Annotated in this window: 14 protein-coding genes and 2 tRNA genes; 10 read left to right on the forward strand and 6 right to left on the reverse strand. The window is 67.7% G+C overall.

The annotated features are described in order from the left end of the window. Window positions 1-43: 43 nt before the first annotated feature. The 3 genes from FPZ11_RS16255 to FPZ11_RS16265 all read left to right on the forward strand — a co-directional run bounded on the left by FPZ11_RS16255 (window position 44) and on the right by FPZ11_RS16265 (window position 4,603). A complete protein-coding gene (locus tag FPZ11_RS16255; RefSeq protein ID WP_146322113.1) occupies window positions 44-1,699 on the forward strand; it encodes an ABC transporter permease subunit in 1,656 nt (551 codons plus the stop codon). Beyond that, the gene (locus FPZ11_RS16260; RefSeq protein WP_146322114.1) at window positions 1,699-2,634 is read left to right on the forward strand and encodes a sugar ABC transporter permease; all 936 of its coding nucleotides are present in this window, start codon (window positions 1,699-1,701) and stop codon (window positions 2,632-2,634) included. The genes FPZ11_RS16255 and FPZ11_RS16260 overlap by 1 nt, the downstream gene beginning before the upstream one ends. 61 nt (window positions 2,635-2,695) lie before the next feature. Next, the gene (locus tag FPZ11_RS16265; RefSeq protein ID WP_246846317.1) at window positions 2,696-4,603 is read left to right on the forward strand and encodes a glycoside hydrolase family 13 protein; all 1,908 of its coding nucleotides are present in this window, start codon (window positions 2,696-2,698) and stop codon (window positions 4,601-4,603) included. Here FPZ11_RS16265 and FPZ11_RS16270 read toward each other — a convergent pair. Beyond that, entirely contained in the window at window positions 4,600-4,815 is a 216-nt protein-coding gene (locus tag FPZ11_RS16270; protein WP_146322116.1) for a hypothetical protein, read from the reverse strand. The genes FPZ11_RS16265 and FPZ11_RS16270 overlap by 4 nt on opposite strands. Window positions 4,816-4,973: 158 nt before the next feature. Between FPZ11_RS16270 and FPZ11_RS16275 the strand changes: the two genes are divergently transcribed. The 3 genes from FPZ11_RS16275 (at window position 4,974) to FPZ11_RS16285 (ending at window position 5,804) form a co-directional block, all read left to right on the forward strand. Further along, complete coding sequence (locus tag FPZ11_RS16275; protein ID WP_146322117.1) at window positions 4,974-5,474, forward strand: MarR family winged helix-turn-helix transcriptional regulator; 501 nt, start codon at window positions 4,974-4,976, stop codon at window positions 5,472-5,474. A gap of 142 nt (window positions 5,475-5,616) precedes the next feature. Next, a tRNA-Thr gene (locus tag FPZ11_RS16280) sits at window positions 5,617-5,691 on the forward strand. 39 nt (window positions 5,692-5,730) lie between these two features. After that, window positions 5,731-5,804: transfer RNA gene (locus FPZ11_RS16285), tRNA-Met, on the forward strand. 251 nt (window positions 5,805-6,055) lie between these two features. On the opposite strand, the gene FPZ11_RS16290 is transcribed toward FPZ11_RS16285, so the two are convergent. After that, window positions 6,056-7,003, reverse strand: a complete 948-nt coding sequence (locus FPZ11_RS16290; RefSeq protein ID WP_146322118.1) for an NAD(P)/FAD-dependent oxidoreductase — start codon at window positions 7,001-7,003, stop codon at window positions 6,056-6,058. Window positions 7,004-7,069: 66 nt separating this feature from the next. Between FPZ11_RS16290 and FPZ11_RS16295 the strand changes: the two genes are divergently transcribed. Continuing rightward, entirely contained in the window at window positions 7,070-7,663 is a 594-nt protein-coding gene (locus tag FPZ11_RS16295; protein ID WP_210415900.1) for a helix-turn-helix domain-containing protein, read from the forward strand. Between the two features lie 185 nt (window positions 7,664-7,848). Continuing rightward, window positions 7,849-8,046, forward strand: a complete 198-nt coding sequence (locus FPZ11_RS16300) for an ASCH domain-containing protein (RefSeq protein WP_146322119.1) — start codon at window positions 7,849-7,851, stop codon at window positions 8,044-8,046. On the opposite strand, the gene FPZ11_RS16305 is transcribed toward FPZ11_RS16300, so the two are convergent. Together FPZ11_RS16305 and FPZ11_RS16310 are read right to left on the reverse strand one after the other, a co-directional pair. Then, entirely contained in the window at window positions 8,036-8,521 is a 486-nt protein-coding gene (locus tag FPZ11_RS16305; protein WP_246846318.1) for a GNAT family N-acetyltransferase, read from the reverse strand. The genes FPZ11_RS16300 and FPZ11_RS16305 overlap by 11 nt on opposite strands. Before the next feature lie 86 nt (window positions 8,522-8,607). After that, complete coding sequence (locus tag FPZ11_RS16310) at window positions 8,608-8,976, reverse strand: VOC family protein (protein WP_146322120.1); 369 nt, start codon at window positions 8,974-8,976, stop codon at window positions 8,608-8,610. A gap of 62 nt (window positions 8,977-9,038) precedes the next feature. Here FPZ11_RS16310 and FPZ11_RS16315 point away from each other — a divergent pair, with 62 nt between their 5' ends. After that, the gene (locus tag FPZ11_RS16315) at window positions 9,039-9,488 is read left to right on the forward strand and encodes a MarR family winged helix-turn-helix transcriptional regulator (RefSeq protein ID WP_146322121.1); all 450 of its coding nucleotides are present in this window, start codon (window positions 9,039-9,041) and stop codon (window positions 9,486-9,488) included. 48 nt (window positions 9,489-9,536) lie between these two features. On the opposite strand, the gene FPZ11_RS16320 is transcribed toward FPZ11_RS16315, so the two are convergent. Together FPZ11_RS16320 and FPZ11_RS16325 are read right to left on the reverse strand one after the other, a co-directional pair. After that, window positions 9,537-10,520, reverse strand: coding sequence for an alpha/beta hydrolase family protein (locus FPZ11_RS16320; protein ID WP_146322122.1), 984 nt, complete (start codon window positions 10,518-10,520; stop codon window positions 9,537-9,539). Continuing rightward, entirely contained in the window at window positions 10,517-11,083 is a 567-nt protein-coding gene (locus FPZ11_RS16325; protein ID WP_146322123.1) for a winged helix-turn-helix domain-containing protein, read from the reverse strand. The genes FPZ11_RS16320 and FPZ11_RS16325 overlap by 4 nt, the downstream gene beginning before the upstream one ends. On the opposite strand from FPZ11_RS16325, the gene FPZ11_RS16330 reads away from it, so the two are divergent. Continuing rightward, entirely contained in the window at window positions 11,042-12,178 is a 1,137-nt protein-coding gene (locus FPZ11_RS16330; RefSeq protein ID WP_246846319.1) for a diacylglycerol/lipid kinase family protein, read from the forward strand. The two genes, FPZ11_RS16325 and FPZ11_RS16330, sit on opposite strands and share 42 nt — an antisense overlap. Window positions 12,179-12,203 lie beyond the last annotated feature (25 nt).

The raw sequence follows: 12,203 nt of genomic DNA on the forward strand, positions 1-12,203 counted from the left end.
GCGGGATGCCGCGACAGCAACACCGTGACAACGAAGGACCACCATGGCTGACGATGACGTGAGCACGCTCGACGCGACGCGTTCCGATGAGGATGCCCGGGCATCCGCTCCCGACGGCACGAAGGGCGCACGACCCGCCTCGACCCCACCCATCGCCGGCGGCAGCGGCCTCGGCGGACTGATCGCCAAGATCGTGCTGCTCGGACTGCTCGACGCCGTCATCGTGTGGGCGGTCTTCGTGATGGCCGGCCTGAACATGTGGGTGCCGATCGTCATCGTGGTGCTCATCACGGGTGTCATCAACTGGATCTACCTGGGCCGCGGCAAACGGCTGCCGGCCAAGTACCTGACGCCCGGCGTGATCTTCCTCGTCGTCTTCCAGGTGTTCGTGGTGATCTACAGCGGCTACATCGCGTTCACGAACTACAGCGACGGTCACAACGGCAGCAAGTCGGATGCCGTCGCCGCGATCGAGGCCAACGGCCTGAAGCGGGTCCCCGACTCGCCCGCGTATCCCGTGAGCATCCTCGAACGCGGCAGCGAGCTGTACCTGCTGGCGACCGACACGAAGAGCGGCACCGCCTCGGTGGGCACCACCGGGCATCCTCTCGAAGTCGTCGAGCACGCGAAGTTCGACGGCGACAAGGCCGTCGGGGCGCCCGGTTTCCGCACGCTGAACCTCTCCGAGGTGCTGTCGCGACAGGACGACGTGACATCGCTGTCGGTGCCGTTGAGCTCCGATCCGAACGACGGCGCACTGCGCACCGACGACGCGAGCACCGCGTACGTGTTCCGCTCCGACCTCGTCTACGACCAGAAGGCCGGCACGTTCACCGACTCCTCCGGCACGGTGTACGTCGACAACGGGCACGGCGAGTTCGCCACCAAGGACGGCACCAAGACCCTCAGCCCCGGCTGGAAGATCAACGTCGGCTTCGAGAACTTCGCCAGGGCATTCACCGACCCGCAACTCGCGGCGCCGCTGTGGCGGGTCATCCTCTGGACGTTCGCGTTCGCCATCCTGTCGGTGCTCACCACGTTCGGGCTGGGACTGTTCCTTGCCATGGTGCTCAACCACCCGAAGCTGCGCGGCAAGAAGATCTACCGCGTGCTGGTCATCCTGCCCTACGCATTCCCCGCGTTCCTCTCCGGACTCGTGTGGGCAGGCATGATGAACCCGGAGTTCGGCTTCATCAACCAGGTGCTGTTCGGCGGCGCCCAGATTCCGTGGCTCACCGACCCGTGGCTCGCGAGGTTCAGCGTCATCCTGGTGAACCTGTGGCTCGGCTACCCGTACATGTTCCTGGTGTGCACGGGGGCGCTGCAGTCGCTGCCCGAAGAGGTGGACGAGGCGGCCAAGGTCGACGGCGCGAGCCCGTGGCGCATCTTCCGCTCCATCAAGCTGCCGCTTCTGCTCGTCTCGGTGGCGCCGCTGTTGATCGCGTCGTTCGCGTTCAACTTCAACAACTTCAACGTCATCTACATGCTGACCAGAGGATGGCCGCGCTTCACCGACACCACCCTCGACATCGGCTCCACCGACCTCTTGATCACGATGGTCTACAAGATCGCGTTCGGGCAGGGCGGCGTGCGCGACTACGGTCTCGCCAGCGCGCTCTCGATCCTCATCTTCATCATGGTCGCGGTGATCTCGATCATCGCCTTCCGTCGCACCAAGGCACTCGAGGAGATCAACTGATGAGCGCTGTTCCGTCCCTCGACGCGCGATCGACCGCGCAGGACCCACGGCCGAGCACACGGGATGTCCGCCAGCGCGGCTTCCGGTTCGGCCGATGGTTCAAGGAGACCGGCTGGCGGCACCTCGTCGCGATCGTCATGGTCGTGTTCGCCGTCTTCCCTCTTCTCTACGTGCTCTCGGCGTCGCTCAACCCGGCAGGCTCGCTCGTCGGGTCGAACGCGCTGTTCCAGACCGTCAACTTCAGCAACTACGTCGCGCTGTTCCAGAACCCCGACCAGCCGTTCGGCCTCTGGTTCGTCAACACGCTCGTGATCGGCGGAGTCACGGCACTCGCGACGGTGTTCCTCGGCGCGCTCGCCGCCTACGCGTTCTCACGCATGCGGTTCACCGGTCGTCGTGTCGGCCTGCTGTCGCTGATGCTGATCCAGATGTTTCCGCAGTTCCTCGCGGTCGTCGCGATCTTCTTGCTGCTGTCCACGATCGGCGACGTGTTCCCCGCGCTGGGGCTCGGCAGCCAGCTCGGCCTGATCCTCGTCTACCTGGGCGGTGCGCTCGGCGTGAACACGTACCTCATGTACGGGTTCTTCAACACGGTGCCCATGTCGATCGACGAGGCCGCGAAGATCGACGGCGCGAGCCACGCGCAGATCTTCTTCGGGATCATCCTGCGACTCGTCGCGCCCATCCTGGCGGTCGTCGGTCTGCTGTCGTTCATCGCCACCACGGGGGAATACGTGATCGCCTCGATCGTGCTCACCGACCCCAACACGCAGACGCTCGCCGTCGGTCTCTACATGTTCGTGTCGCAGCAGTTCTCGAACAACTGGTCGATCTTTTCGGCAGGCGCCGTGCTGGCCGCGTTGCCGGTGATGGTCGTGTTCCTGCTGTTGCAGAAGTACATCGTGGGCGGCCTCACCGCCGGCTCGGTGAAGTAGGAGTGCGCGGCGTTTCGACTCGCCTGCTGCTCGCCCAGCGATCTGGGAGAGGATGACTGCCATGCTCACGCCACACCACGACGGCTCGTCGCTGTACGTCTCGGATGCCGCTCCCCACCTCGGCGACACGGTGCGGGTTCGCCTGCGCATCCCGCACGAGTTGGGCCCGGTCGCCGCGGTGCGAACTCGCTCCAACCCCGACCACGAGCCGCGCTTCACCGATGCCGCGGTGGTCGACTCGGGCGACGGCTGGGATTGGTGGGAGGCGCCCGTCGAGGTGGAGAACCCGGTGCATGGCTACCGCTTTCTCGTCACCATGGGCGACGGGTCGAGCGTGTGGGTCAACGCCACCGGCACGTGGCCGACGGAGACGCTGGATGCCGACGACTTCCGTCTCGTCGCCTACGACGCGCCGCCGGAGTGGGTGCGTTCCACGATGCTCTACCAGCTGTTCCCCGACCGCTTCGCCCGGTCTTCGCAGGCGAATGGCCGCACCGCTCCCGACTGGGCGATGCCCGCGGCCTGGACGGACCCCGTCGACGACGTGCCGCCCGGCCGCTCGCAGCAGTTCTACGGCGGCGACCTCGACGGCGCAGCCGAGCGCCTCGACCACCTCGTCGAGCTCGGCGTCACCCTCGTCTACCTCACACCCGTGTTCCCCGGGCGGTCGAACCATCGCTACGACGCAGCGTCGTTCGAGCACGTGGATCCGCTTCTCGGCGGGGATGACGCCCTCGCGCGATTCGTGGCCGCGGCGCACTCGCGCGGGCTCAAGGTGATCGGTGACCTGACGACGAACCACTGCGGAGACGGGCACGAGTGGTTCAGGGCGGCGCTGGGGCATCCTGATGCTCCGGAGAGCGACTTCTTCTACTGGCTGAACGCCGAGCACACCGAGTACGTCGCCTGGCTCGGCGTGCCCAGCCTGCCCAAGTTCAACTGGGCCTCGGCCGAGCTGCGCCGCAGGTTCATCGAGGGACCGGACTCGGTGGTCGCCCACTGGCTCAAGCCGCCGTTCTCGCTCGACGGATGGCGCATCGACGTGGCGAACATGACGGGCCGCTACCGCGACGACGACTTCAACACCGAGGTGCGCCGCATCATCCGCCGCACCATGGTCGAGGTGAACCCCGACACGATCCTGCTCGGCGAGTCCACGAACGATGCGGCGCCGGACTTCCAGGGCGACGCCTGGCATGGCGCCATGACGTACGCGAACTTCACTCGCCCGGTCTGGGGTTGGCTGTCCGAGCCGGGCAGCAGGTCCACGTACTTCGGGCAGCCGGTGGGCGTCATCCCTTCTTATAGCGGGCATGAGCTCGTGGATGCCCACACCCGCTTCGCCGCGGCGTTTCCCTGGCGCGTGCGGCAGGGCACGATGAACGCGCTCGACACGCACGACGTTCCGCGCTTCCACACCCACGCCAGGCAGGGCACCGTGCCGGTGGCGTTCGGGCTGTCGGTGAGCATGCCGGGCATCCCGGTGGTGTGGGCAGGCGACGAGTTCGGCCTTTCGGCCGAGGACGGCGAGGCATCGAGGATGCCCATGCCGTGGCATCTGCTCGGCGCCGATGTCGATCCCGCAGCCGTCGACCCGGCAACCGGCGTGACGGCAGAGGATGCCCGCGCCATGCTCGACCTCTATCGCGGACTCATCGCGCTGCGCAGACGGCATCCGGCACTGAGTGACGGAGGATTCCGCTGGCTGCACGTCGGCGACGACGTGCTCGTGTTCGTGCGGGAGCACCGCGACGAGTCGGTGCTGGTGCTCGCCTCGCGCGCGACCGCCGATGTGCGGCTGCCGTACGAGGCGGCTTCCGGGTGGGCGTCGGCGGCCGTCGTCTACGGCGACGTGTTGATCGACGTCGACGAGCCCGGTGAGGAAGACGACGGCGGGGCGCGCCTGCGGGTCGACGGCCCGGCCTTCGTCGCGGTCGCGTTGCCCGGAGTCGCCCCGGCCGGTGACTAAACCGTCGGGCACACCAAGCGGCTGGCCGTGCGCTGGTCGTCGGATCGCAGCACCGTGTGCTCGGTCATCGGCGAGCCGCACATGGGGCATCGCGCGTCGGCGCGGCGAACGTCGGGTCCTTCCGGATGTCCGGCGCCCAGCTGTGCCGGACCGGTGAACGTGCGCACGATGTTGTTGAACTTCTCGTACCAGTTCCAGCTGCCGCGGGCCACGTCGGGTCTCCAAACTCGTTCGCAGATTTCGTCAGCGCTCAATTCATTAGTGCACTAACTATTAGTGCAAGAGTATCATCGAGTCGAGTTCCCCGCAGCGATCGATCGCCTGCGGGCGCTCGCAGATCGATGCATCGGGTCGGCAGAACGGGGAAGACATGGCGGCCGCAACAACCACCGACGACCGGTCGACGACAACGCAGGCGGGCGACGGCGGCGGCGAGGACCTGCTCGCGCTCCAGAATCAGGTGTGCTTCGCGCTCGCCGTGGCGTCCCGTAGCGTCATCGCGCTGTACCGGCCCATTCTCGAGCCGTTGGGACTCACGCACCCGCAGTACCTCGTGATGTTGTCGCTGTGGGAGGAGTCACCGCGCTCGGTCGCGTCGATCGGCCGGGCGCTGCAGCTCGAGCCTGCGACGCTGTCGCCGCTGCTGAAGCGGCTCGAGGCATCCGGGTACGTGGAGCGCCACCGCGACCCGCGCGACGAGCGGATGCTCCGAGTCGAGCTCACGCAGAGCGGGCGCGCTCTCCGCGACCAGGCCCTGAACATCCCGCCCCGCATCATCCAGAGACTGGGCATGGACCTCACCGAGCTGCAGGATCTGCGTACGATCCTGCACCGTGTGATCGGCGCAGCGACCGACCCGGTCGAGGCGTGACGGCCCACTGCGGCCGCGGCTGCGCGACGTCGCTGCTGGATGCCGTCAGCCGGCGTCACGATGACCGTCACGTGGCGTGGAGAGCCCCGCGGGGATGATATTCTCTTACGGTTGCCGATTCGGACCGCGGTCGATCGGCGTCGCCCCGATAGCTCAGTGGTAGAGCACTTCCATGGTAAGGAAGGGGTCGTCAGTTCAATCCTGACTCGGGGCTCCAGCTTGGTGCAGCGGCCGCTTCGGTCGGCACGAAGTCTGCGGCGGGATAGCTCAGGTGGTTAGAGCACACGGCTCATAATCGTGGTGTCGCGGGTTCAAGTCCCGCTCCCGCTACGAACACGAAAAGACCCCGCTTCGGCGGGGTCTTTTCGTGTTCGTGACGTGCGGGTGGGTCCGGTCTCGGAACTCATGCGCCGCGACGATGACACAGCCGAGCTTTGAGGTGATCGCGGGCGTAAACCGCTGTGTCCGGATGCGTCGACATCGGAGCGCAGCCGTGGTCCTCGGCCGGCGGTCGGCCGAGGCGTGGCCGTTCGTCAGGCCGCCTCCATGCGGCAGCGGAGGACCCGACCTCAGGCGTGCTGTCACTGTTGCGCCGCGGCGCGCGCGTCCTCCATCGCGAGTTCGGCGTTCACCTGCGCGCCGACCATCTGGCCCGCGGCCGCAGAGGCAACGACAGTCGCCATCGGCTGCGTCACGTTGCCCGCCGCCCACAACCCCGGCACCGAAGTGGCACCCATGGTGGATGCCGGGAGCTGCGATCCGATCCGAAGGCCGTCGACGACGAGATCCGCCGCGGCCAGCCCCACTCCGTCGAGGAACCCGATGCGCGCCTCGACGACGCTCGCCACCACGATCGCATCCAGCTCGACGTCCTCGCCGGAGGAGGTGCGGACGCCTGTGACGACGCCGTTCGCGGATTCGACCGATGCGATCGCCTCCGGGCGGATCCGGATGCCACGGGCCCGCAACAATGCACGCGCCTCCTCGTCGATCATCGCAGGGTCGCCGGCGAACACCGTGACGTGCTCACTCAGCTGACGGAACAAGTGCACCTGATGCAGCTGCATCGGTGAGGTCAGGAGCACTCCGATCCGCTTGCCGCGCACCTCCCACCCGTGGCAGTACGGGCAGTGCACCACTCCTCGGCCCCACTGCTCGGCGAGACCGGGGACGTCGGGCAGCACGTCTGTGACGCCCGTGGCGACGACCACCCGTCGGGCGCGAGTGCGGAATCCGTCGACGAGTTCGATCCGGAATCCGGGTGTCACGGCCGCGACCCGTCCGGACACGAACCTGACCCCGTACTGCTCGGCCTCGGCCCGTCCGGCGCGCACGAGTTCGCGAGGCGGCATGCCATCGCTGCCAAGGAGGTTGTGGACCCCGTCAGCCGGGGCGTTGCGAGGTGCACCGTCGTCGACGACGAGGACGCTCCGCAGCGACCGGCCGAGTGTGGTCGCTGCGCTGAGGCCCGCGGCTCCACCGCCGATGATGACGACGTCGTACTGTTTCGCGAAGGTGGGTTCTGTCATCTTCCGAGGATTCGACTTATACCGCCCGATTGGCAAATCCCTTTGCCATTGTGGCAATCTTCTTGCGTGACTGACCCCGTAGCGCTGCCCGCCCAGCCGGCGCTCGACGTCGTTCTCGAGGCAGTCGGCCCGCGCCTGCGTTCGCTCCGGCAGGCTCGAAGTCTCACCCTGGCGGCGCTTGCCGCGGAGACCGGCATCTCCGTGTCGACGCTGTCGCGCCTCGAGTCCGGCGAACGCCGCCCGACCCTCGAACTGCTGCTGCCCCTCGCGCGCGCCTTCGGGCTGCCGCTCGACGATCTCGTCGGTGCGCCCCAGACCGGCGACCCGCGGATCCACCTCAAACCCCGACAACATCACGGCCGCGTGATCGTGCCTCTCACCCGACGCCCCGGCGGAGTCCGCGCGTTCAAACAGCTGATCCCACCGACCACGGCTAGGCAGGAGCAGCAACTGGCGTCCCACGAAGGCTACGAGTGGCTCTATGTGCTCTCGGGCCGAGTCGCGCTGCTGCTCGGCGACCGGTCCTTCGACCTCGGACCCGGCGAGGTCGCCGAATTCGACACCCGCACCCCGCACTGGATCGGCAACCACGGTGAGCAGACCGCCGAGGCGCTCTGCCTGTACGGGCCGCAGGGCGAACGGGCGCACCTGCGGACCTGACCGAAGCTCCCGACCGGGCGGTACCGAAGAATCGGCGCGTTCTTCGTCCCCAATCCGCCGCGCGCCCGAGAGTGGATCCATCAGCACGCTCGGGAGAACCGAGGGCCGGCCCGATCGTCATGCCTGCAAGACCCACGACAGCTGGCGCCGCCGCCAGCACGTATTGACGCGGAGGATGAGCTCACGTGTTTCGTGGGCGTTCACGACAGGTCTCCGTCGATCATGCGCCGGCACAAGGGGAGGGCTACCGTTCGCTCGAGGGATGGCGAACGGATCATGTTCGCTTCTGGACGGCTCCGGAGACGCGCGCGGAGCTCGGCGAGGACTTCGAGCTCGACGACGACGCCCTCGTCGTGCTCCAACGCTTCAAGGTCATCCGGTGATGTATTCCAGACGCAGCCCGTAGTAAGCGCTGTTCGGATCCTCCGTGTATTCGGCGAACGGAGCGCACGGCGTGAAGCCGTGGCGTTCGTAGAGCCGGCGTGCGGGTGCGAAATACTCTTCCGTCCCGGTCTCGAGCTTGACCTCACGGATTCCACGCCGGCGGCACTCCGCGATGATCTCGAGCAGGACGGCCGAGGCGACGCCGTGTCCGCGAGCGGCCGAGGCCGTTCGCATCGACTTCAGCTCGCCCAGCGCATCGTCGTGCTGCTTCAGGGCGCCGCATCCAAGAAGCGCGCCTTCGTGGCTGCGCGCCGCCCAGAAGGTGATGCTCGGAACCCGCAATGCCGCAAGGTCCAGTGCGTGAACGCTCTCGGCCGGGCTGGTGGCGAACATGTCGGCCAGGTGCTCGTGAAGAAGCTCGGTCACATCGGCCGATCGCGGATCTTCTTCGGTGATCAGCAGCGCGGAGGTCACTCGGCAACGCTACTGAAGGATCGTCCTCGGTCGTGGCATCGTGCCATCGGCGATCGGTGGGTTCTGCCGGCTGAGCCGGGACGGCTTCATGCCCGGTCGTGCAGCGTCACCTGATACCCGTCCGGGTCGGCGAACGTGAACGTGCGTCCGAAAGGTCCGTCGATGGGCGCCGAGACGATGGTGTGGCCGTCGGCGGCGAGCGTGTCGTGGATGGCCTGCACGTCGGTGGCATGCAGCCAGAGCGCGATGCCGATTCCTGGCTGCTCGACCGAGTCGAGGTCGGTACCCGGAATGAGGTCGCGCAGCGCGAAAGCGATCGGCGTCGTCTCGAAGACGACCGCATGCGGTGGGCCGGCCTGCGAACGGACGAGTCCGAGGTACTGCTCGTAGAACGCCTGCGAAGCGTCGAGATCGCGAACCTGCAGGGAGATGAAATCGGGGCCGGTGACAGGCATGATGTGCTCCTTCATTACGTGTCAGTTATCTGACACAAGACATCGTATGTCAGAATACTGACATGGGTCAAGATGAAGCGGGCATCGATCTCGAGACGTCGCTCGGCTACCTGCTGAAACAGGCATCCAGCGTGCTCCGCTCCTCGATGGAGGAGGTGCTGAAGCCGCTCGGGATGACCGTGACCCACTACTCCTGCCTCGAGCTGCTGGCGCAGCGGCCCGGCTTGTCGAACTCCGAGCTCGCGCGCGGAACGTTCGTGACCCGTCAGAGCATGAACGTGCTGCTGCAGTCACTGGAGCGTGACGGCGACGTGATCAGGGCGACGGACGCAGCAGTCGGCAAGGCCATCCCCACGCGGCTCACGCCCCGTGGCCGACGGAGTCTGGAGAAGGCATCCGCGGCCGTGCGTTCGGTCGAGCTGAAGATGCTGAGCGGCATGACGGGCTCGGAGCAGGCCGCCGCTTTCGAGGCTCTGCAGAGCATGGTGCGGTCGCTTCGCGGCGAGGGATGAGGCTCGGGTGCGACCTGCCTGCGGCGAAGCGCATGCGGATCCGCCCCGTCAGCGCATGAACTGGTCGGCCGCAGTTTCCGCCGCCCGGTCCGCAAGAAATGCCGCGACCGTCGGAAGGTACAGCGGCGCGAGCTGTTCGCGCCGTGGCACGCCCGGCCGCGGCTCCGCGACGAACAAGCCGTGGTCGGCGCTCGGGAAGACCGCGAGGCCGTTCCGCGGGTCGTGGGGGAGGTGCTCGGCGAACGCGGTGACGCTCTCGGAGACAGGGATGAGGGCATCCGCGGCTCCGAACAGCGCGAGAACGGGGCAGTGGATGCTCGGCATCACGTTCGTGGGATCGAAGTCCATGATGCTGCGCACGAAGCGCAGGCTCTCCGCGGTGTCGTAGGGGAACCGAACGATGTCGTACCAGGGCTCGCCGGCGTGCCGCGCCTGCTCGGCGAGCACGGACGCCTCCGAGTCGCCGCGGCGCAGGCGCGCCAGCCGCTCGTCGACCCACTTCATCGCCCGAGCGATCGTCGGCGCGTCGAGGCGCTCCGCCCGTAGCGCGATCTCGAGCCGCTCCCTCTCCTGTCTGGCCGGCGTGACACCGGGTCCGGAGTCGCACACGACGAAGTCGACCGACTCGGGCTCGAGTGCGGCCGCCAGCAGCGCGACCCATCCGCCCTGGCTGATGCCGTAGAGGCCGATCGGCCTTCCGTGGCCCCGTGGATGCTCGCGCAGCACGCGCACGGCGGCGAGCGTTTCGCGCGCCCGGTCCTCGAGGGACTGCTCGAGCCAGTGCCCCGGCGCACCGCCGCATCCCGGCTTGTCGTGCCGCAGCACGACGGCGCCCGCGTCGGCCAGCCATGCGGGCAGTTCGCCCCAGCTGTTCCGATCGCCGTCGCCCGATCCGTCGACGAGCACCAGCCCGGGAGTCGAGTCGGTGACGCCGGTCGGAACGGTGACGATCGCCCCGAGGTCGCCCACCGCGCTCGGCACGACAGTGTCGAACTCCGTGAAGCGTTCCCCGTTCGAGAGCGCGGGGATCACGCGTCGCTCCCGGCGGGCTCGTCATCGCCCGTCTCGGCGGGCGTGCCCGCGAGCAGCACCCTGACCATGCGGTGCCCGGCAGGGCGATCGGCGGGATTCGAAAGCCGCGCGATGTACGGCTCGAGCACGGCGGAGAGCCGGCTGCGCACATCCTCGAGCTCATCGGCGGTGAGTGGCAACGACGCGCCCGTGATGAACGCGGCCTCGCGCCAGGGTGACACCTGCTCGGAGCACGCGGACTGCCAGGCGAGAATGCGGTCCGCCTCGCGCTGCACGAAGACCCGCTCCAGCTCGCGCGCCGCAGGGCCGGCGCCCGACCAGCTCTGTCGAACATCGGTGAGCTGCCATGGATGCTCGCGCCCATCCCCGCTCGACGTCGCCTCCTCGACGTACCCGTACTTCGCCAACAGCCGCAGGTGATACGAGCAACTCGCCTGAGTGGATCCCAGTCGGCGCGCGCTCTCGGCCGCCGTGAGCGGACCGGCCGTGCCGAGCAGCTCGATCAAGTCGAGCCGCACGGGGTGGGCGAGCGCCCGGAGGGCTTGCGGGTCGGTGACATCCATGAAGCCAAAGATATGTTTGGCAATGGCAGCTGTCAAACATTCCTTTGGAATCACGGTTCTCGCGTTCTGGTCACGATTCGCCTGGACGGCGCCAACGCTCGGCAAGTCAGACCGGAGCCTAGGCTCGAGGGTGTGAATCGGGCCGCGATCGTCTACAACCCGGTGAAGGCTCCGCTTGATCGACTCCGTCGTGCAGTGGAAGAGCAGGAAAGCCTGCACGGCTGGGCGAAGTCCGTCTGGCACGAGACGAGCGGGGACGATTCCGGGTTGCGGGCCGCGCAGGATGCGCTCGCCGATGATCCGACGGTGGTGATCGTGGCGGGTGGCGACGGCACCGTACGTGCGGTCGCCGAGGTCGTCCATGACAGCGGAACGGCGTTGGCGCTGCTTCCGGCAGGAACCGGAAACCTGTTGGCCCGCAACCTCGGTCTCGCCCTGAACGACGTGGAGCGCTCCGTGCGTAGGGCGTTCTCAGGCGTGACGCGGGCGGTGGACGTTGCCGTTGCCGACCTGGAGAACCAGGAGGCGCGACGCAGTTCGCACGTATTCCTCGTGATGGCGGGGATCGGACTCGACGCGGAGATGGCGGAGAACACGAGCGCCTTGGCGAAGAAGCGACTCGGCTGGCTCGCCTACGTGACTCCGATCGCCCGCTCCATCGTCAGAAATCGGCTCTTCCACATCGACTACCGCGTCGACGGCGGTCATGTCAGGTCGTCTCACGCGCACACCGTCATCGTCGGCAATTGCGGGACCCTCACCGGCAACATGCTGCTGATTCCCCGTGCGCACGTCGATGACGGGCTGCTCGACGTGGTGATGCTGCGACCCAAGGGCCGTTTCGGTTGGGCGGGCATCGGAACCCGCCTCACCCTTCAGGGCATCGCGCACCGCTCGCGATTCGGTCGCAGGATGCTCCAGCTGACTCCGGATCTCCGGGCGCTCGCCTACGCGCAGGGCCGCCGTTTCGAGGTGCGCTTCGAGACGCCGCACGGTGTCGAGCTCGACGGCGACAGCTTCGGCGAGGTCGCGCGGGCTCGTATCACCGTTCGGCCGGGTGCGCTGCTGGTGTGCGTCGGCGAGGACGCAGCCTGACGGCGGACGGGACCCCGGACGCCCG

The organism is Humibacter ginsenosidimutans (assembly GCF_007859675.1).
Lineage (GTDB): Bacteria > Actinomycetota > Actinomycetes > Actinomycetales > Microbacteriaceae > Humibacter > Humibacter ginsenosidimutans.

Coding starts and splice junctions, on each gene's coding strand:
- FPZ11_RS16255 (WP_146322113.1), top strand. CDS start 44: ATGGCTGACGATGACGTGAGCACGCTCGACGCGACGCGTTCCGATGAG.
- FPZ11_RS16260 (WP_146322114.1), top strand. CDS start 1,699: ATGAGCGCTGTTCCGTCCCTCGACGCGCGATCGACCGCGCAGGACCCA.
- FPZ11_RS16265 (WP_246846317.1), top strand. CDS start 2,696: ATGCTCACGCCACACCACGACGGCTCGTCGCTGTACGTCTCGGATGCC.
- FPZ11_RS16275 (WP_146322117.1), top strand. CDS start 4,974: ATGGCGGCCGCAACAACCACCGACGACCGGTCGACGACAACGCAGGCG.
- FPZ11_RS16290 (WP_146322118.1), bottom strand. CDS start 7,003: ATGACAGAACCCACCTTCGCGAAACAGTACGACGTCGTCATCATCGGC.
- FPZ11_RS16310 (WP_146322120.1), bottom strand. CDS start 8,976: ATGCCTGTCACCGGCCCCGATTTCATCTCCCTGCAGGTTCGCGATCTC.
- FPZ11_RS16315 (WP_146322121.1), top strand. CDS start 9,039: ATGGGTCAAGATGAAGCGGGCATCGATCTCGAGACGTCGCTCGGCTAC.
- FPZ11_RS16325 (WP_146322123.1), bottom strand. CDS start 11,083: ATGGATGTCACCGACCCGCAAGCCCTCCGGGCGCTCGCCCACCCCGTG.